Here is an 18,644-nt window from a genome sequence, read left to right as displayed (position 1 = left end):
GATTGTAGCTCTATGCACTAGTCTATATTTCGTGGCGAGGAAAGACTATGGGGATCTTTTCGTATCAATTTCATCCCAAAATATGGAAAGGTAGGGGTGTTTCGATACCTCTTTATATGTTTTGAGTAACAAAGTATGCAAATAAAGCCTTTAAAAAAGCACGAGACTTCATCCGAAGTCTCGTGCTTTTTATATTATCCGCGCAATTCAGCCCCAATTTTTTCTTTGACTGCTGCTAGCACTTTGTCGTGTACTTTAACAACTTGCTCATCCGTTAATGTACGCTCTGGATCGAAATATTTTAAGGAGAAAGCAACAGATTTCTTTCCTGCTTCCATATGTTCACCTTCATAAAGATCGAACACAGATACTTCTCTCAATAACTTTCCACCCACTTCTACAATCACTGCTTCAATGTCTCCTGCCAATACCTTCGAATCTACTACAAGGGCAATATCCCGTGTAATAGATGGAAAACGTGGAATGCTGCTGTATTGAAGTGGCTCTGTTTCTTCACCGAAAAGCGTGCTTGCGTTTAATTCAAAGACATAGGTTTCTTTTAGGTCGAGCTCTTTTTGAATCTCTGGATGAACTTGACCAACAAACCCAAGCACTTCTTCGTCTAGAAGGATTTCTGCTGTTCGTCCAGGATGCATATCGTCAAGTTGAGCAGGCTGATACTGAATTTTCCCTAATACACCTAATTTAACAAATAATTCGTCTAAGATACCTTTAGCCACATAAAAATCGACCGATTTCTTTTCTCCTTGCCAAGGATGATTATTCCATAGCCCTGTCATAGCACCTGCAATATGTTCCACCTCATGTGGTAGTTCTTGCCCCTCGTTTTTCAAAAAGACAGACCCAATTTCATAAAAAGCAATCGAATCCATTTGGCGAGCGACATTATAAGAAATGGATTCTAACAGTTGTGGAACAATACTTAGTCGAAGCTTACTGCGTTCTTCACTCATTGGCATTTTCAACGAAACGGGCTCACGTTTTACAAGTGCATATTGCGTTGCCTTCCGCTCATTGGTTAACGAGTACGTAATGGCTTGATAAAGTCCCGCTCCTTCAAGTGTACGTCTAGAAACTCGGCGCTTTAATTGGTAAGGAGATAATCCACCCGGTTGTGATGCACCCGTCGGCAATGTAAGTGGGATGCGGTCATATCCGTATAAACGAGCGACTTCTTCTAATAAATCCTCTTCAATCGATATATCGCCTCGACGGGTTGGAGCTGTAACAATAAAAGTAGTGCCTTCCATTTCTAAACCGAATTGAAGTTTTTCAAAAATTTCTTTCACTTCTTCTGCTGTTATCGCTGTTCCAAGTGAAGAATTAATTTTTTCTAACGTAATCGTTACGGTCGCTGGTTCTATCGATATTTCATCAAAAACAACAGATCCTTCTAGGACTTCTCCACCTGCATATTCAACCAGAAGTTTAGCTGCTCTTTCTGCGGCTGCTTTCACACGATTTGGATCGACTCCTTTTTCAAAGCGAGCGCTTGCCTCGCTTCGTAAACCGTGATCCTTTGACGCTTGACGAACCGCTTGGGGTGCAAAATAGGCGGACTCCAGTAAAACCGTTGTAGTATCGTTTCCTACTTCAGAACTTGCTCCACCCATCACACCTGCTAGAGCTACTGGCATATTTCCATTGGTAATCACAAGGTGAGCATCCGTTAAAGTACGCTTTGCATCGTCCAAGGTCACGATTTCTTCGCCATTCTGTGCTTTTCGAATTAGAATTTCTTTACTGCCAAAATTATCGTAATCAAATGCATGTAATGGCTGACCATATTCAAGTAGCACAAAATTGGTAATATCGACTACATTATTATGTGGACGAATTCCTGCTGCCATTAAGCGAATTTGCAACCAAAGTGGGGATGGTGCGATTTTGACATTCTTAATCACTTTCGCTACATACAATGGGTTATCTTGCGGTGCTTCCACTTTAATCGAAATATAATCTGCTACTTCCTCAGATCCAGAAGGTACTTCTGTACTAGGAAGCTTTACGTCTGTTCCAAGGATGGCTGCAACCTCATAAGCTACGCCAAGCATACTTAAACAATCTGAACGATTAGGTGTTAAGCCTAATTCTAAAATGGCATCGTCTAAATGTAGTGTTTCCAAAGCATCTTTTCCTACCTCTGCATCTTGCGGGAAAACAAATATGCCTTCACTGTATTCTTTCGCAACTAGTTTGCTATCGATGCCAAGCTCTTTTAATGAACAAATCATTCCGTGAGAAGCCTCACCTCGTAGCTTTGCTTTCTTAATTTTGAAGTTGCCTGGTAAGACCGCTCCAACCGTTGCAACTGGAACTTTTTGTCCTTGAGCTACATTGGGCGCACCACAAATAATTTGAACCGGTTCTTCTGCACCTATATCGACTAGACATTTACTTAATTTATCGGCATCTGGATGCTGCTCACGCTCAAGTACATGACCGACAACGACTCCCGTGATACCTTCATTTTTCTTCTCTACGCCTTCTACTTCAATACCGCTCCGGGTGATTTTTTCCGCTAGCTCTTCTGGCGTTACTCCTGATAAATCCACGTACTCTTGTAACCAATTATATGAAACAAACATGTGTATACCCTCCTTTAGTTTTACTCGTGTTCATGAAATTGTGTTAAGAATCGAATATCATTCGCATAAAAATGACGAATATCATCTACGCCATATTTCAGCATCGCAATCCGCTCTGGTCCCATTCCGAATGCAAAACCAGTGTATTTCTTTGAATCGAATCCGGCCATTTCCAATACATTTGGATGTACCATACCGGCACCTAGAATCTCAATCCAGCCTGTTTTCTTACATACTGAACAGCCCTCGCCATCACATATTTTACAAGAAATATCCATTTCCACTGATGGTTCTGTGAACGGGAAAAAGCTTGGACGAAGACGAATTTCGCGCTCTTCACCAAAGAGTTTTTTTGCAAACACTTGAAGTGTCCCTTTTAAATCACTCATAGAGATATTTTCATCAATGACAAGCCCTTCAATTTGCATAAATTGATGAGAATGAGTTGCATCATCCGAATCACGGCGATACACTTTGCCTGGACAAATGATTTTGACAGGTCCTTCCCCTTTATGCATTTCCATCGTTCTTGCTTGAACAGGAGATGTGTGTGTTCGCAACAAAATTTCCTCTGTAATATAGAAAGAATCCTGCATATCTCGAGCTGGATGGCCTTTAGGTAAGTTTAAAGCCTCAAAATTGTAATAATCTTTTTCAACTTCTGGTCCCTCTGCTATTTGATAGCCCATACCGATGAAAAGATCTTCAATTTCTTCAATGATTCTCGTTAAAGGATGGTGATTGCCCGCTTGTACTGGACTTCCTGGAAGTGTTACATCGATGGTTTCAGAGGCTAATTGTTTTTCCACCGCTTCTTTTTCCATATTACTTTGCTTCACTTCAATAGCATCACCGATGACGGCACGTACTTCGTTTGCCAACGCACCCATTTTGGGACGTTCTTCTGCTGATAATTTACCCATCCCTCTTAGTACTTCAGTGATAGGTCCTTTCTTCCCCAGATACGCAACCCGCACATCATTTAATTGCTTTAAATCTGTTGCTTGCTCTATTTGTGTAAGAGCTTCTTCTTGAAGTTCCTTTAATCTTGACTCCATTTTAATTCCTCCTTTTTTTCGAAACGCGCTCGCTTTTGAACCTCTGTGGTCTTTAAAGACAAATAAAAAACCCCATCCCTGAAGAAGGGACGAGGTTACATTCGCGGTACCACCCTACTGAGCACAAAAAACATGCTAGCTTCATTGAAATAACGGATATTTATCCGGATCGTCTTTACATTCAAAGGAATGGTCCTGACGTCAACTCCAGAGGTGAACTTCACTTGTTCTTTCATAAAATGCTTTCAGTCAAGGCATTTTTCCCTAGTAAAAAAGGTGACAAGCTACTTTTCTCTATCATGGTTTTTGTGATATGTAATTTATCATATGGTGTCTATTATAGTATAGTTCTCGAATAGATTTCAAGTTTCTAACTATTTTTCCCCTGACTTATTATCAGCAAAGTGTGCTCACTGTCGAGCTTTTCCGCTGTACATCAATATCCCTGCGGCTACGGCAACATTTAAAGATTCACTTTTTCCGTAAATTGGGATATACAGATTTTCGTCTGTTTTTGCTAACAACTCTCTAGAAACACCACTTCCTTCGTTCCCCATTAGTATAGCAAAAGAACTATTCATTTCTACAGTTGAAAAATTAACGCCATTTTCAAGTGCTGTCCCATAGATTGAGACTTCTTTTTCTTTTAACACGTCGATGGTACGGCCTAAATCTTGTCGATAAATCGGAATATGAAAATGACTACCCTGTGCAGAACGAAGGACCTTTGGATTATACGCATCAACGGTTCCAGTTCCTAAAATTACAGCGTCCATTCCAGCTGCATCCGCTGTTCGTATCATCGTACCTAAATTGCCTGGGTCTTGTACAGAATCAATTAATAAAAATGAGGTTCCGCGAAGATGTTCACCCGAATTTGTTTGGTAGCATATCGCAAAAACTCCTTGAGGACTTTCGGTATCAGAAAGAGCTTTTGTTACCTCATGAGTCAACCTAGTCATCTGCTTATTATTTATATTCCAGGAGGTTGGTATTTCAACTTCCTCACTAATCATGACTTCCATAACCGTATCTCGTTCTTTTAAAGCCTCTTCCACTAAATGAAAACCTTCAACAATAAACATGCCTGTTTTGTCACGTTCTTTTCTTGTTAATAGTTTTCTCCATTGTTTCACTTTTGGATTTTTGATTGATTCCACAACGTTCAAACCGATCGCTCCCTAGAAATTCTTCGATTTTTATATTATACATGAACTTTCATACATAATAAATGAACAGAAACAAATGCTAGTATTGATTACAATTAAAGGAGAGACATTCAATGGGTCTAAATCTTCGAAATGCCATTATTCACAATGTGTCGGGAAATTCCCAAGATGAGTTTAAAGATACGATCGTGGACGCCATTCAAAGCGGAGAAGAAAAAATGTTGCCTGGTTTAGGTGTTCTATTTGAAGTGTATTGGCAAAATGCCTCGCCTCAAGAACAGACCGTCATTTTAGAAAAACTTGAAGACAGCTTGAAATAATGAAAAACGCTTAGGCATAATTATTAGCCTAAGCGCTTTTTCTTTCAATCAAACGTTATCTTCGCCACAGTATCTTTATCTAGACGCTTAATGATCTCGGTAATAAGCTTCACCGTATTCTCGTAATCATCTCTGTGTAGCATTGCCGCATGCGAATGAATATACCTTGTGGCAATGGTAATGGTTAATGCTGGTACTCCATTTGCGGTCAAATGAATCGCTCCTGAATCTGTTCCACCACCAGGAATCGAATCAAATTGATACGGAATTTCCATATCGTCTGCCGTATTTGTCACAAAGTCACGTAGCCCTTTGTGAGAAATCATTGATGCATCATAGAGAATGATTTGCGGACCTTCGCCCATTTTACAAGGAGCATCCTTCGCTGAAATACCTGGTGTATCTCCTGCGATACCTACATCTACAGCAAATCCGATATCTGGTTTAATGACAGACGCAGAGGTTCGAGCCCCTCGAAGAGCAACCTCTTCTTGTACTGTTCCAACACCATAGACAATATTCGGATGATCAGTTCCTTGTAAATTCTTTAATACATCTATCGCAATGGCACAGCCTATTCGGTTATCCCATGCTTTGGCAAGCAACATTTTTTCATTGTTCATTACGGTGAATTCAAAATATGGAACGACCATATCTCCTGGACGAATGCCCCATTCTGTGGCTTCCTCCTTGCTTGAGGCACCAATATCAATAAACATATCTTTAATATCCACGGCTTTTTTGCGTGCTTCAAGCGGAAGAATATGCGGCGGTTTTGAGCCAATCACACCTGTAACGTCTCCTTTGCTTGTTACGATCGTTACACGTTGAGCAAGCATGACTTGAGACCACCAACCGCCTAGTGTTTGAAAGCGCAAAAATCCTTTGTCATCGACGCGAGTGACCATAAAGCCCACTTCATCCAAGTGGCCAGCAATCATGATTTTTGGACCGTTTTCATCACCAATCTTTTTCGCTATTAAGCTCCCCAACCCATCGGTCATCATTTCATCTGCAAATGGTTCGATGTATTTTCTCATCACCTGTCGTACTTCTCTTTCGTTTCCAGGAACCCCTTTTGCATCGGTTAATTCTTTTAGCATTGATAATGTTTCGTCTAGTTTTTTCGTCAAGATAAGACCCCTTTCAAAATATATTCTTGCTTCTCTATATGTATCAGTTCATTTCGAGCCATTACATTTTATTATACTCGAACTATTTCAATCAATCAAAAAGGACTTTTTCTAAGCTTTGTTTCTATTTAATCTAACTATTGATGGATTCCTTCATTTTGCAGGTGATTCACATCAAAAACAATCCAAAAGACGTACATATCCGCCGAATACTTTTCGATTTAATACAACGGCAATAATGTGATCAAAATCCTAACCAATAGAACTAGTACCCCTCTTGTTGTCTTCGATAATTTACTTCATTCTTTTGGTAATAGGCTTGAACGATTTCCTCTTCTGAGAAGCCTATTAATCGACCAAGATAAAAATACTGATCGATAAAGTCTTGAAAATCTTTTTTCGATCGTGAGTGACCAAATTTATGCGCTATCTCCATGACGACTAAAAACTGACGAGTGAGGTCCCTTTCCTTTCCATGTGCTTGAATTGAAGAGTTCTCAACCCCAACTTCAAGACCAAGAGACAGAATAAAATGTACCCCATCGACAAATTCTTCTAAGATCATAGATTTAGCAGATGGCGATTTATTACTCCAAAATTTAAAGCATCTCGTTTCATTTGCCAATTCTCCTATTTCAACGAGCAGCGCTAATAGTTTCCGTGAAAACAAATCCTCATCCGCCACCCCTTTATTTTCTTCTATGTATGAATCCAACTCCTTCTGCATATTAAACAACGTCTGAATATTCATTTGTAGCTCCCTTCCTTTTTACATCTGTCTTTTGAAATTATAACAGAAAGTGCATTTCAACCGAAAATAAGCCACTCTCTTTTTGAGAATGACTTTTACGGAATTAGGATGATTTAACAGGGAAAAATTCCTTCCACTTCATCACCGTGACCTTTTCTCTCAAAACATAAAATAATACACTAATCCCCAGCAGGATTAAGATGACCATGCCTGGTGTAAATTCTGCAATAAACTGACCAAAGACGGTATAAAAAAAGGCCAAAGGGAGGTTAGTTAAAAACGAGCTTTTAATAAATTTTTTAAAGGTTTTTTTTCGTTCCAATAAACAAAGATTGAGTAGTTGAAAATGTACGAATGGAATTAAGCGAAGTACTGTAATTTGCCCGATTGTTAAACGAGCATGGGGACCGAACCATTTATTTTTCATATTTAATAACTTTTCATAAAACCTTGGAAATTTATGAATCCCGATAAAGAATAGACTAGATAAAAGGGTTAATCCCACTAGAGAATAAATCGTACCCAATAAACTTCCAAACAAAACCCCTCCCGCCATACAGACAAGAATTACGGGTAAAAATAAGAACTGCCGTAGAACGTGAAAGAGAATAAAGGCTAACGGAGCGAGAACGCCCCAATTTTCTACAAAGGAAAATAGCAGCAACATCTCGCTATTCATCCAGCTCACCTTCTTCCTGTGCTCTTTTCTTATGGCTGTTTACATATTCATTGTTGCTATTTTACCTAATTTAAGATGGAATCATCAAAATAGACGAAAAGCAACATACTATGAGATAACAGCCTTTCTAATTCACCATTCAAATAGATATCTTAAACATTGCTTTTATTCATTAGGGAGGACAATTGTGCGTTGAAATAGACATGACGATCTCACACCAATTCTGCAAAGCTGATCAAACAGGCTTTTGACGCTTTACTCAATTTTTTCAGCTTATTACATCTTATACAACTATGCTCGCTCTTATGACAGGGCGATGATCATCCAGCTAATCAGAATCACTTGTATGATAGCCAAAATCGGTAAGCCCCAAGCAAAAACGCGGTGCTTTGTTTTATGCCTAAAGGTTTTCATCCCCAAAAAAGAACCGATCGCTCCCCCAATCCAACTTAGCTTCCAAAGTGTTTTTTCGCTGATCCGATAGGTATTCTTCTTTGCTTTCTGTTTGTCCATTCTCATGACGAAAAATGAAACAAGGTTTACCATCAATAGGTAACCTAGCAAGAGTTGAACCATACTATCACTCCTCCTTTTTACAGTGTGAATGAAGACTGTTTTCGTAACAGTTAATATGTCCTATAAAGACTTTTCACGTTTGGATTACATTTCTTATATATTGACTTACTTCATCAATCTTCCTATTACTAGACTCTTTTCGTGAACTTTATGACACCTTGTACAAAGAGTAACCAATCCAAAAAAAAACTTTAAAAAAGCCATTCTCCTAATAGAGAACGGCTTGATTATTTTTACTTGTTGATTTGAGCTTTCGCAGCGTCTGCTAATTGAGCAAATGCTTTTTCATCAGAAATAGCAAGCTCAGAAAGCATTTTGCGGTTTACTTCGATACCAGCAAGCTTTAATCCGTGCATTAAACGGCTATAAGAAAGACCATTCATACGAGCAGCTGCATTGATACGAGTAATCCAAAGCTTACGGAAGTCGCGTTTTTTCTGACGACGATCACGATAAGCGTACATGTAAGATTTCATTACTTGTTGATTTGCTACTTTATATAAAGTATGTTTAGAACCATAATAACCTTTAGCTAATTTAATAACTTTTTTACGACGTCTGCGTGTTACTGTTCCGCCTTTTACGCGTGGCATATTATTTCCCTCCTAGTTTTCCTACAATATCTGTTTTTTACAAGTTGTCTAGCATGTGACGAATGCGTTTGAAATCACCTTTAGAAACGACTGCGCCTTTACGAAGCTTACGTTTTTGTTTGGTAGATTTATTCGCGAATAAGTGGCTTGTATAAGCTTTAGAACGTTTTAGTTTACCAGAACCTGTCTTTTTGAAACGCTTTGCAGAGCCGCGGTGAGTTTTCATTTTTGGCATTGGGTATTCCTCCTCGGTTACGTTACTTTTCGTTAATAGGGGCTAAGACTAAGAACATGCTACGTCCATCCATTTTTGGTTTGGACTCAATTGTTGCAACATCCTTACATGCCTCAGCAAAACGGTCAAGTACTCTTTGACCAATTTCTTTATGAGTGATCGCACGACCTTTAAATCGAATCGATGCTTTAACTTTGTCCCCATTTTCAAGGAACTTACGTCCATTACGTAATTTTGTGTTAAAATCATGTTCTTCAATTGTTGGGCTTAGACGCACTTCTTTAAGATTAATGACCTTTTGATTCTTACGCGCTTCTTTGTCCTTCTTTTGTTGTTCAAACTTGAATTTTCCATAGTCCATGATACGGCCTACAGGTGGCTTCGCGTTTGGAGCAACTAATACTAGGTCCAAATTGGCACGTTCAGCAATTTCAAGAGCATCACGCTTAGATTTAATTCCAAGCTGCTCGCCATTTTGATCAATAAGACGAACTTCACGGGCACGAATGCCATCGTTTACGAACATATCTTTGCTAATATGAGACACCTCCAAGGTATTTTCCTGAATACGTTTTTTTGTGTTGAAGTAGTTTTTAGTCCCGACTGCAGATTTTAGACAATAAAAAATACGCGTGAGAACCTCACCCGCATTAGAAAAGCGCATCATACGCTATCGTTTCATTTCACTAAACCTGCTAACTGCATACTGCGTCATTCAGGTGAGAAGCGGGTAGCTTCTTCTTCTCCACAAAGATGTATTCAATTTACCTTGATTACTATATCATAAGCATTAATAGCCTGTCAATTAATCGTTTATTAAAATCACAACGTCTTTTATATTATCAGATGTTTTCTTCAAATGCAACTTTTTTTCATATTGGCATTATTTTCTTGACGAATTTGACTCTTCCTATGTTTATCTACTCGAATTTGTGGTATTAGAAGACATGAGAAGACTCAAACAAAACAATTCATGTCTTGACGAGATATTCATTCTTATCCTTTATGCCCCCTTTTTCTTTCATCTACAGTTCAAACACCCTCCTCCAATCAGTGGTCACTATAAAAGAAACGAACTCTCAATCCTACAAAATTAAAAGACCTTCTCTCAAAAGGAAAGCGCTGAGAACCAATTTACAGTCCCAACGCTGACAATGCGTAATTATTTTACTACTTCTGCTGAAATCATTTGTTTAAAGTCTTCAAATAAAACAGTCTCTGATTTTTGCTCGCCATATTTACGGACATTTACCGCTTTGTCGTTAATTTCATTGTCTCCTACAACTAACATGTAAGGAACCTTTTGAACTTGTGCCTCCCGAATTTTATAACCAATTTTTTCATCGCGGCTATCAAGTTCTGCCCGAATCCCTTGAGCCCTAAGCTGCTCTTGAACTTCTTTCGCGTAATCAAAATGAACTTCTGGAGAGACAGGGATAACTTGAACTTGAACGGGTGCTAACCATGTAGGGAAAGCTCCTTTGTATTCTTCAATTAAGAATGCCACAAAGCGTTCCATTGTAGAAACAACACCACGATGAATGACGACTGGACGATGTTGCTTTCCATCTTCTCCAACATATGTTAAGTCAAAGCGCTCTGGTAATAGGAAGTCCAATTGAACAGTAGACAATGTTTCTTCTTTCCCCAGCGCTGTTTTCACTTGAACATCTAGCTTCGGACCGTAAAAGGCTGCTTCTCCTTCCGCTTCAATATATTGAAGATCTAACTCGTCCATCGCTTCTTTGATCATAATTTGGGCTTTGTTCCACATATCATCATCATCAAAATATTTTTCAGTATCTGCCGGATCTCGGTAGGAGAGACGGAATGAATAGTCTTTTAAATCAAAGTCTTTATACACTTCCATCACTAACAAAACAACACGTTTAAACTCTTCCTTGATTTGATCAGGACGAACGAAAATATGTGCATCATTTAATGTCATCCCGCGAACGCGTTGCAAACCAGATAATGCTCCCGACATTTCATAACGGTGCATTGTGCCAAGCTCGGCGATTCGGATAGGCAACTCACGATAGCTATGAATGCCATTTTTATAAATCATCATATGATGTGGACAATTCATCGGACGAAGAACTAATTGTTCATTATCCATATCCATCACCGGAAACATATTTTCTTGATAATGATCCCAATGTCCACTTGTTTTATAAAGATCCACACTTCCAAGGACCGGAGTATAGACATGATCATAGCCTAGACGCTCTTCTTTATCGACAATGTAACGCTCAATCATGCGACGAACTGTTGCACCTTTAGGTAACCAAAGCGGCAAACCTTGACCTACTTTTTGCGAATTTGTGAAAAGATTCAATTCTTTCCCAATTTTACGATGGTCGCGCTCCTTCGCCTCATCTAAGAGTCGAAGATGTTCAGCTAAGTCCTCTTTTTTGAAGAAAGCTGTTCCGTAAATACGTTGCAGCATTTTATTGTCACTATTCCCGCGCCAATAAGCACCTGCTAGACTCAATAATTTATATTCTTTAATTTTTCCAGTTGATGGTACATGTACTCCACGACATAAATCAAAAAACTCACCTTGGGAATAAATAGAGACAGCTTCATTTGCAGGAATTGCTTCTAACAGTTCTAATTTGTATTCATCATCAATTTTTTCGAACATTGCCTTTGCTTCATCACGAGAGACTTCTTTTCGTTCAATCAGTACATTTTCATTGACAATTTTCTTCATTTCTTTTTCAATGCTCTCTAGATCCTCAGATGTTAATGTTTCTTCAGCATCAATATCATAATAGAATCCTCCTTCAATAACAGGACCGACTCCCAATTTCACGTTTTTATATAAACGTTTGATTGCTTGAGCCATTAAATGAGCTGTACTATGGCGAAGAATTTCTAATGAATCGTCTGATCCAACTGTTACAATTTCGACTTTTCCATCTTCTAAAATGGGCCTACGCAAGTCAATCAATTCACCATTTAATTTTCCTGCAATCGACTTTTTCTTTAATCCTGGGCTGATAGAAGCGGCAATGTCTTCAGTTGTTGTTCCTTTTGAAAACTCCTTCACCGCACCGTCAGGAAAAGTTATCTTTACTACTTCTGACATGTTCTTCACTCCTTATAAAAATAAAATAAAAAAAGCCTCATCCCTTCATTTGCATGAAGGGACGAAGCTTATCTTTTAGAATAAGTAATCGTGGTTCCACCCTACTTTACGTTTTTGTTGAAAAAACAAACAAAATAACGTCTCCAGATCAGATAACGGCTGCGGCCGTCAACCATTAGTGGAAGAAAAAGTGCATGGTGTCTTCTCCAAAACAGTTCTTCGTTCACGGTTGAAGTTTAGAGGTGGTAAACGCTTAAGTCGTATTAGGAAGTTTTCAGCCTAGTCTTCCCTCTCTAAAAATCGTACCCAGTCGTCCATATCCTCATCATAACCTCTAGTTTATAATATGTAGGTTATTATATTAGGTTACGATGAAGAAATCAAGAAAAAATAAATAATTTTCATACTCCTCATTTTCATACGGGGGTAAAAGGTAAATAATTATTGCGATTTACTCATTCACAACGCCTTTTCCGTTCCCCTCAAAATTCGAAAGCAACTCAGAAGAGGGAAGAATAACAACCCTTTCCTCAAAAATTTTTTGGATGGTACGCACAAGTCCATTCTCTTCTTGATTAAAATAGAGATAAATTTTTTTCGGAGCCAATGATAAAAGAGGAGCAATGGTCACGGAATCAATATAAAGAGGATGGTTGACCAAGAGCCTTTTATCCATCTTAGAAAGAAGTTCTTCTCTTTTCATTTCCCTAAAAGCCTCATTATAGAAAAATGATTCGTGGTTATATAGATATAAATGAATATGATGAAGCTCTTCTTTTTTCGTTGAAATGTAGTCTCGAAGTGTATGAATGAACATTTGATAATCCTGCTCCATTTTGTATTCATCTATCGCAAGTTCAATATATTGAAGCAGACGATTTTGATAGCGCTTAAGTCGAAATTTTACAAAAGTATCAAATGATACCGGTTCTCTCCCTGTTAAGAGCAGGTCTATCGCTTGATAAATAAAGGTGTCCTCATCCCATTCGTTTAAAAGTGATACAAGTTCTACTCTTTCTCCGCTAAACATTTCTAAAACAATTTGAAGAATTTGTTCATGCTCATTTTCATCATGAAAATAAAAAGAATCGGTCAAAAAGAAAGAAGACCAATCTTTTCGTTTTACATCTAGTATAAATGTTTTCAACGCTTCTTTTGCCCTTTCCTCCAATTGAAAAGTCACTAAAAAATGTGTTTGATTTTGAAAGAGTGTTGTATGTATCTCAGAAGATATACCTTGGCCTTGTAAGCATTTCTGAAGCGCTTTTCCATCGCTTTCTAGTTTGAAGAGAATTTCTAACATTTTCTTCCCTCCTTTTCCCAGTCTAAAGGTATGCTAAGAGTTCCTTCATATTCTGTGAAGCAGCACAATGCACTGAAGGCTACGAATCTTAAGAACTAGGTTGATACAACTAACCTAATTCCTTGCTATCAATATATGGAGAGCTTGACTTTTTTAGAAGTGGATTTAAAGATTGCAAAAAAAAAAGCTATCTTTATATGATAGCCTATAACTCACGACGATTTGGTCCATCTAAATTAACTGGTGTCGCCAAATATTTAATTCGTTCCATAATTCGAGCGGCTTTCATTTTTTCTTCTTCTCCTCTTTGAGAATATGTTAAGTGATGTTTAAGACCCTCAAAATCGAAATTTGATGAAAAGAATGTTGGTAAATTTTCAAGCATCCGGTATTGAAGAATCGTTCCTAATATATCGTCACGAGCCCAACTAGACATCGATTCTGCCCCGATGTCATCGAGCATCAGTATTGGAGCTGACTTAATCTTCTTTAGCTTTTCATTTACGCTTTGATCTTGTAACGACTGTTTCATTTCACGAAAGAACTCAGGTATGTAGACAATTAACGAAGATATTTGCTTTTCTGCAAGCTCATTAGCAATAGCTCCAAGTAAATACGATTTCCCTACTCCGAATTTTCCGTAAAAATATAGACCCTTGCCATTCTTTTGAGAAGAATAGGATTCGACAAAATCCTTAGCTGCTTTTGCCGCTCTTAACCGAGTAGGAGTATCCAAATCAATACTTGAAAAAGTGGCATGTAATATATCTTTAGGAACATAAATGCTTTGTATAAGCTTTTCCATCTTACTTCGCTCATCATGCACTATTTTCCTTGGGCATGCTCGGTAATTTATGTCGATAACTTCTCCTCGCATAAATAGCTCTGGTTCGAATCCTGGCATCATATTTTCACAGTCCTCTAAGCTCGGACATCCTTGACATTGTTTTTCTTGAGAGGTGTACTCATAAAGTTTCATTAACCCCTTCTCAACTGTTGGGGGTGAAATTCTTGCTGAGTGCTCTTTCAGAAAACGTTGAACATCGTCATCTGCCAAAATTTCATCTTTCATCTGATTGTATGTTTGTTGAAATTTGGGAGAAGAAGCTAATTTTTTTAAAGTCTTATTAATCGGTTCCATAGCAACCTCCTACTTTTTATACTTTTTAAGCTCTTCCTCAAGCTTTTTCTTTTCGGTTTCAAAATCAAACGATGCTTCCTTCTCTTTTGGTTCATTTTCTGCAGCAGAATTATTTTCCTCAAACCAATCAGGCAACTTTTCCGTACGAACTGGTTTTTTCCTCGAAGTTGCATTGCCCTTTTTCCCTTGAGCCCATTCCAAATATTGACGATGTTCTTTTTTAGCTAAATCCATCGCTTCTTTCACTGTCGAAATGTTTTTTCTCGACCAATGGGAAGCAATTTTCTCAACATACCCTTTAGACAACTTCATATCTGTTCTGAGCATCACATAGTGAATCAGTACATTCACCACTCCAACTGGAAGCTTTTGATTCATGATGACGCCTTCTACAATTTGAAGATCACTTGTCGTCGCTTCTGCTCCATTTGAAAGATCGATAAGTAGTTCACGAGGAGAGGTGATTTCTAAATAGTGAATCAGTTTCTCTTCTTGTGTTTTCGGTTCATTTATCGATTGAGTTTGAGCCTTTTGTGACACTTTGAGACTGAGTTTCGGCAAAACCTCCCCAAATTGAAGTTGGAACCAATCTCGAGCAGCTTTTCTTAAAGATTCAATATCAATTTCATCCTCGACCAACATCGATTGAAGAACAATCCCCTTCATTTGGACAGCATCGACCCCATACAAATAGGATAGTTTCGTGATAGCTTCTTTCACATTCGGGGTAAATGCACGCCTTGGAACCATTGATTCTGATAAACCCGCAAGTAATAAGTCCATATCAAAATGAAGTGAATCTAGTTGAAGGCCCCCATTATCTCGCTCTTCAAGTAACTCTTTTTCTTGACTCACTTTGCTCAATTGTTCCGCTTCGGAGTCAGGCAATTGCAATGTATGAGACGATAAATAGATATCCTGAAACGAACGGGTCACCTCTTGAAATTCATTGTTATCAACCGTTGGGACAGAAAAAAATTCTTTCAGCTTTAAAAAATGAGCCTTTCCAATTTTACGATAAAGATAAACATTTAGAATTCCATCTGTAAAAAACTGTTGCGGAGAAAGAGGCGGTTGAATTTCATAAATAAATTTCCGTTCATCCTCTGAGCGTTTTACAAAGGTTTTCACTAAACCAATACCTTCAAGCTTGACACGAGCTTCGTATATGTTCTGTATATTAAAGGATAAAAAATCCATTAGATGATAATGTGAATATGATTCTGACCAGTGAGATTGTCTTTCAACTTCAGCCCATAATGTCATATAGAGGCTATAGCATTCCGTTCCAATCAGTGGCTGATACAAAAAGGTGAGCACTTGACGGTGATGGTCGTGCAAAAGACCGTTCACCTTCACTAGGTATGTGTCCACTGGTTGTAGTTCTTTCCAGTGTGTTTTCATAATTCTTCAACCTTTCCTGGCCTGATTACCTGTTAAAATAGAGAAAAGAGCTAAACTGAGATTATTTAGCTCAAGAATGTTCATTTTTTGATTAATTCCTTCAATTCATCTAGAAAGACATTAATATCTTTAAACTGACGATAGACAGATGCAAATCTCACGTAGGCAACTTCATCCACGATGGCTAATCGGTCCATAATCATTTCTCCAATGATATCCGATTTCACTTCTGAACTACCTTCTCTACGAAGTTCTTTCTCAATCTCTGTCGAGAGTTTATCTAATTCTTCTAGAGCGACAGGACGTTTTTCACAAGCTTTAATTAAGCCTCTTAGCATTTTCTCGCGGCTGAACTCTTCACGTGTTCCTTCTTTTTTTACGACAATCAATGGGAGCTCTTCAATTTTTTCAAAGGTCGTAAACCTGTGAGCACATTCTTCACATTCCCTCCTGCGTCGAATGGAGCGGCCCTCATCGACCGGTCGAGAATCCACAACCCTAGTTGCATTTGACTGACAAGATGGACACTTCATTTCATCAACTCCGCCTCAAAAAATCTATTACTTTCATCTTATAGAAAAGAGGACTAATACACAAGTGGTGGCCATAGTGAATCTAGTTTATCGGACACACTAACTTTCAAAAAGGCTGTTTTGGAAAAGTTTGCTACTTTTCGAACCAGTCTATAAACGGTGATATAGCTTTGTTTCGGGCATCATTTACGAAAAGCGAAAGTGGCTGCCCTGCGGCGTCAGGCAAAGTATACGAAAAGAGCCTTCAAAAAAAACAACAAGTCCGAATCGACTTATTGTTGAAAGGGTTTTAACTTTTGATTTAGTCCATTGTACAAAGCTAATACTTCGCTCTTTAGTTTTGGATATGCACCCGTTAGAATCATCTTTTCTGACGTGACCTTAAAATCGACCGCTGTTTCGAAAGGACGTACAGTCAATACAGTTGCCACAATAAATAATTTACCCTTTTTTCCAACCAATATCTCACCATGATCTTTTGATATTGACTGAATCGTATACTCTTTTGCTGCAAACAACTCTTCAACGGCTGCAAAAGCCTTGTCAAATGAAGATTTATAATATTTCGTCCTTAACTCTTTATCTAAATTTGAATCCGACGTTTCACACTCTTGGCTAAACCGAATAAATGCTCTTTTAAAACTTCCCATTATTGAATTCTCCCCAATCCTATGTAAATATTATAAAGTTGCTTTCCCAAAGTTTGTTGCATTTCGTATCAGTTAATTATTTATGTTATAGCTTTGATTCGGGCATCATTTCGCCTGTTTTTGATGGAAATCAACAGTGAATTGAAGGATTTAGTTAAACATCAGATGAAATAGCCACAATGCATACGAAAAGAGCCTATTATAAACTTATTCGTCCATTTATGAATTAGGCTCTATTCGCATCCTTTGTTGCATAGAGCATATAAAAACGATTTGAGCACTCTTTTCTTTCCTCGCTTCGAGTGAAAAAGAATGCGAAAAGATGCCCGAAACCATTCTTCATCACGAAATAAGGAGTAATACGAAAAGTCACAATCTTTGTGAAAACAGCCATGAATTAAACTTATATTGCACCATACGAAAAGAGGTGTATGAATCATACACCTCCTCTGCATCTATTTGAATTAAAGTATTTTAGCTTCTGGTTGTTTTGTTTGAACTGGTCCCATTCCTCGTGGAAGTTCAATATTTTCACGTGTTTGAGCGTTTAATGCTTCTGCTATGTAGTTAGCCGCAATATTTGGATCCATTTCTCCACATGTGTAAACATCAATACTAGCATACCCGTGTTCAGGGAAGCTATGAATGGTTAAATGTGATTCAGAAATGATTACAACACCACTTACTCCTTGTGGCGCAAATTTATGAAAGGCTACTTCTCTCACTTCAGCACCTGATTTTAGTGCAGCATCAACAAAAATTTGCTCAATTAACTCCATACTGTTAAGTTTTTCAAAATCACAGCCCCATAATTCTGAAATAACATGACGACCCATTGTTTCCATTAGTCGTTTCCCCCTTTGACTTCGATTTTTTTTCGTCAAAATGAACTTTTATCTTATGCAGTTATACAACGGCCACGGGGGAAAGTTAGTCCGAAGAGGTCCTAACCCTTTAAGCAGCTATACAGTACCCTTATGCGTTCAAGAAGTTCACGAAAAATAGTATACTTCGTTTATTTTCATTTTGCAATATTCTTTTAAAATATTTTTTCGCAAGTAAATGGAAAAACGAAAATAACTTACCTACAGGTCACATTAGAAGGACAGAACTTCAAGTGAATCTCCATTCAAGAAAAAGGTCCATACTTTAGAATTGGTACGAAATTGTCCATACTCGCTATCCATTTCATAAAAAAATAATGACCTTGGTTTTGCCCATCAGCTCAATCTTGTCGAAGTAGATGTTTGTACTTTTTTATAGGCTCTTTTATACGAAAATGGGTTTTGATGCTGATTTTGACACAAAAAAGCACCCTCCCTAAAATGGAATGACCATTTTTAAAGATTGGCTATGGCACCATTACTTGATTTAAGCTGGTTTTGATTTTTGGATA

General features: G+C 38.1%; 18 protein-coding genes and 2 other annotated features. Of the genes, 1 reads left to right on the top strand and 17 read right to left on the bottom strand.

Features of this window, described 5'->3' with window-relative positions:
• Positions 1 to 194 precede the first annotated feature (194 nt).
• From pheT to U8D43_RS18795, 3 genes are all read right to left on the bottom strand, one after another.
• A complete protein-coding gene (gene pheT, locus U8D43_RS18805; RefSeq protein WP_335872704.1) occupies positions 195 to 2,609 on the bottom strand; it encodes a phenylalanine--tRNA ligase subunit beta in 2,415 nt (804 codons plus the stop codon).
• 20 nt (positions 2,610 to 2,629) lie between these two features.
• On the bottom strand, positions 2,630 to 3,667 hold the full coding sequence (gene pheS / locus U8D43_RS18800; protein WP_335872703.1) for a phenylalanine--tRNA ligase subunit alpha: 1,038 nt from the start codon (positions 3,665 to 3,667) through the stop codon (positions 2,630 to 2,632).
• Between the two features lie 82 nt (positions 3,668 to 3,749).
• Positions 3,750 to 3,977, bottom strand: a binding site (T-box leader).
• A gap of 100 nt (positions 3,978 to 4,077) precedes the next feature.
• Positions 4,078 to 4,836 (bottom strand): TrmH family RNA methyltransferase, encoded by a 759-nt coding sequence (locus U8D43_RS18795; protein ID WP_335872702.1) that lies wholly within the window; start codon positions 4,834 to 4,836, stop codon positions 4,078 to 4,080.
• A gap of 113 nt (positions 4,837 to 4,949) precedes the next feature.
• Here U8D43_RS18795 and sspI point away from each other — a divergent pair, with 113 nt between their 5' ends.
• Positions 4,950 to 5,156: a small acid-soluble spore protein SspI gene (sspI, locus tag U8D43_RS18790; RefSeq protein WP_335872701.1), complete on the top strand. Its 207-nt coding sequence runs from the start codon at positions 4,950 to 4,952 to the stop codon at positions 5,154 to 5,156.
• Between the two features lie 44 nt (positions 5,157 to 5,200).
• On the opposite strand, the gene U8D43_RS18785 is transcribed toward sspI, so the two are convergent.
• From U8D43_RS18785 to speD, 14 genes are all read right to left on the bottom strand, one after another.
• Positions 5,201 to 6,289 (bottom strand): M42 family metallopeptidase, encoded by a 1,089-nt coding sequence (locus U8D43_RS18785; protein ID WP_503627821.1) that lies wholly within the window; start codon positions 6,287 to 6,289, stop codon positions 5,201 to 5,203.
• A 265-nt stretch (positions 6,290 to 6,554) separates the two neighbouring features.
• Entirely contained in the window at positions 6,555 to 7,040 is a 486-nt protein-coding gene (locus U8D43_RS18780; RefSeq protein ID WP_335872700.1) for a dUTP diphosphatase, read from the bottom strand.
• 103 nt (positions 7,041 to 7,143) lie between these two features.
• On the bottom strand, positions 7,144 to 7,719 hold the full coding sequence (locus U8D43_RS18775) for a TVP38/TMEM64 family protein (RefSeq protein WP_335872699.1): 576 nt from the start codon (positions 7,717 to 7,719) through the stop codon (positions 7,144 to 7,146).
• A 303-nt stretch (positions 7,720 to 8,022) separates the two neighbouring features.
• The gene (locus U8D43_RS18770) at positions 8,023 to 8,295 is read right to left on the bottom strand and encodes a DUF1294 domain-containing protein (RefSeq protein ID WP_335872698.1); all 273 of its coding nucleotides are present in this window, start codon (positions 8,293 to 8,295) and stop codon (positions 8,023 to 8,025) included.
• Positions 8,296 to 8,528: 233 nt separating this feature from the next.
• On the bottom strand, positions 8,529 to 8,888 hold the full coding sequence (rplT, locus tag U8D43_RS18765) for a 50S ribosomal protein L20 (RefSeq protein WP_335872697.1): 360 nt from the start codon (positions 8,886 to 8,888) through the stop codon (positions 8,529 to 8,531).
• A gap of 37 nt (positions 8,889 to 8,925) precedes the next feature.
• Positions 8,926 to 9,123 (bottom strand): 50S ribosomal protein L35, encoded by a 198-nt coding sequence (gene rpmI / locus U8D43_RS18760; protein ID WP_335872696.1) that lies wholly within the window; start codon positions 9,121 to 9,123, stop codon positions 8,926 to 8,928.
• A 22-nt stretch (positions 9,124 to 9,145) separates the two neighbouring features.
• On the bottom strand, positions 9,146 to 9,661 hold the full coding sequence (infC, locus tag U8D43_RS18755; RefSeq protein WP_335872716.1) for a translation initiation factor IF-3: 516 nt from the start codon (positions 9,659 to 9,661) through the stop codon (positions 9,146 to 9,148).
• Between the two features lie 76 nt (positions 9,662 to 9,737).
• Positions 9,738 to 9,872: a sequence feature (ribosomal protein L20 leader region), on the bottom strand.
• Positions 9,873 to 10,285: 413 nt separating this feature from the next.
• Positions 10,286 to 12,217, bottom strand: a complete 1,932-nt coding sequence (thrS, locus tag U8D43_RS18750; RefSeq protein ID WP_335872695.1) for a threonine--tRNA ligase — start codon at positions 12,215 to 12,217, stop codon at positions 10,286 to 10,288.
• 451 nt (positions 12,218 to 12,668) lie between these two features.
• Positions 12,669 to 13,520 carry a putative sporulation protein YtxC gene (locus U8D43_RS18745; protein WP_335872694.1) on the bottom strand — a complete coding sequence of 284 codons (852 nt, stop codon included), beginning with the start codon at positions 13,518 to 13,520 and terminating at the stop codon, positions 12,669 to 12,671.
• A gap of 205 nt (positions 13,521 to 13,725) precedes the next feature.
• Positions 13,726 to 14,661: a primosomal protein DnaI gene (gene dnaI / locus U8D43_RS18740; protein ID WP_335872693.1), complete on the bottom strand. Its 936-nt coding sequence runs from the start codon at positions 14,659 to 14,661 to the stop codon at positions 13,726 to 13,728.
• Between the two features lie 9 nt (positions 14,662 to 14,670).
• Positions 14,671 to 16,065, bottom strand: a complete 1,395-nt coding sequence (locus U8D43_RS18735) for a replication initiation and membrane attachment family protein (protein ID WP_335872692.1) — start codon at positions 16,063 to 16,065, stop codon at positions 14,671 to 14,673.
• 80 nt (positions 16,066 to 16,145) lie between these two features.
• Entirely contained in the window at positions 16,146 to 16,598 is a 453-nt protein-coding gene (gene nrdR, locus U8D43_RS18730; protein ID WP_335872691.1) for a transcriptional regulator NrdR, read from the bottom strand.
• 272 nt (positions 16,599 to 16,870) lie between these two features.
• Positions 16,871 to 17,248 carry a cytosolic protein gene (locus U8D43_RS18725; protein ID WP_335872690.1) on the bottom strand — a complete coding sequence of 126 codons (378 nt, stop codon included), beginning with the start codon at positions 17,246 to 17,248 and terminating at the stop codon, positions 16,871 to 16,873.
• A 464-nt stretch (positions 17,249 to 17,712) separates the two neighbouring features.
• A complete protein-coding gene (gene speD, locus U8D43_RS18720) occupies positions 17,713 to 18,093 on the bottom strand; it encodes an adenosylmethionine decarboxylase (protein WP_335872689.1) in 381 nt (126 codons plus the stop codon).
• Positions 18,094 to 18,644: the final 551 nt, after the last annotated feature.

Origin of the sequence: Bacillus sp. 2205SS5-2 (assembly GCF_037024155.1) — a bacterium.
GTDB lineage: Bacteria > Bacillota > Bacilli > Bacillales > Bacillaceae_K > Bacillus_CI.
This window is presented reverse-complemented; position numbering and strand designations above follow the sequence as displayed.

What these genes read in the sequence shown, in the direction of transcription:
- pheT (WP_335872704.1), bottom strand. Translation starts at nt 2,609, where the DNA reads ATGTTTGTTTCATATAATTGGTTACAAGAGTACGTGGATTTATCAGGA.
- pheS (WP_335872703.1), bottom strand. Translation starts at nt 3,667, where the DNA reads ATGGAGTCAAGATTAAAGGAACTTCAAGAAGAAGCTCTTACACAAATA.
- sspI (WP_335872701.1), top strand. Translation starts at nt 4,950, where the DNA reads ATGGGTCTAAATCTTCGAAATGCCATTATTCACAATGTGTCGGGAAAT.
- U8D43_RS18780 (WP_335872700.1), bottom strand. Translation starts at nt 7,040, where the DNA reads ATGAATATTCAGACGTTGTTTAATATGCAGAAGGAGTTGGATTCATAC.
- U8D43_RS18775 (WP_335872699.1), bottom strand. Translation starts at nt 7,719, where the DNA reads ATGAATAGCGAGATGTTGCTGCTATTTTCCTTTGTAGAAAATTGGGGC.
- U8D43_RS18770 (WP_335872698.1), bottom strand. Translation starts at nt 8,295, where the DNA reads ATGGTTCAACTCTTGCTAGGTTACCTATTGATGGTAAACCTTGTTTCA.
- rplT (WP_335872697.1), bottom strand. Translation starts at nt 8,888, where the DNA reads ATGCCACGCGTAAAAGGCGGAACAGTAACACGCAGACGTCGTAAAAAA.
- rpmI (WP_335872696.1), bottom strand. Translation starts at nt 9,123, where the DNA reads ATGCCAAAAATGAAAACTCACCGCGGCTCTGCAAAGCGTTTCAAAAAG.
- thrS (WP_335872695.1), bottom strand. Translation starts at nt 12,217, where the DNA reads ATGTCAGAAGTAGTAAAGATAACTTTTCCTGACGGTGCGGTGAAGGAG.
- U8D43_RS18745 (WP_335872694.1), bottom strand. Translation starts at nt 13,520, where the DNA reads ATGTTAGAAATTCTCTTCAAACTAGAAAGCGATGGAAAAGCGCTTCAG.
- dnaI (WP_335872693.1), bottom strand. Translation starts at nt 14,661, where the DNA reads ATGGAACCGATTAATAAGACTTTAAAAAAATTAGCTTCTTCTCCCAAA.
- U8D43_RS18735 (WP_335872692.1), bottom strand. Translation starts at nt 16,065, where the DNA reads ATGAAAACACACTGGAAAGAACTACAACCAGTGGACACATACCTAGTG.
- nrdR (WP_335872691.1), bottom strand. Translation starts at nt 16,598, where the DNA reads ATGAAGTGTCCATCTTGTCAGTCAAATGCAACTAGGGTTGTGGATTCT.
- U8D43_RS18725 (WP_335872690.1), bottom strand. Translation starts at nt 17,248, where the DNA reads ATGGGAAGTTTTAAAAGAGCATTTATTCGGTTTAGCCAAGAGTGTGAA.
- speD (WP_335872689.1), bottom strand. Translation starts at nt 18,093, where the DNA reads ATGGAAACAATGGGTCGTCATGTTATTTCAGAATTATGGGGCTGTGAT.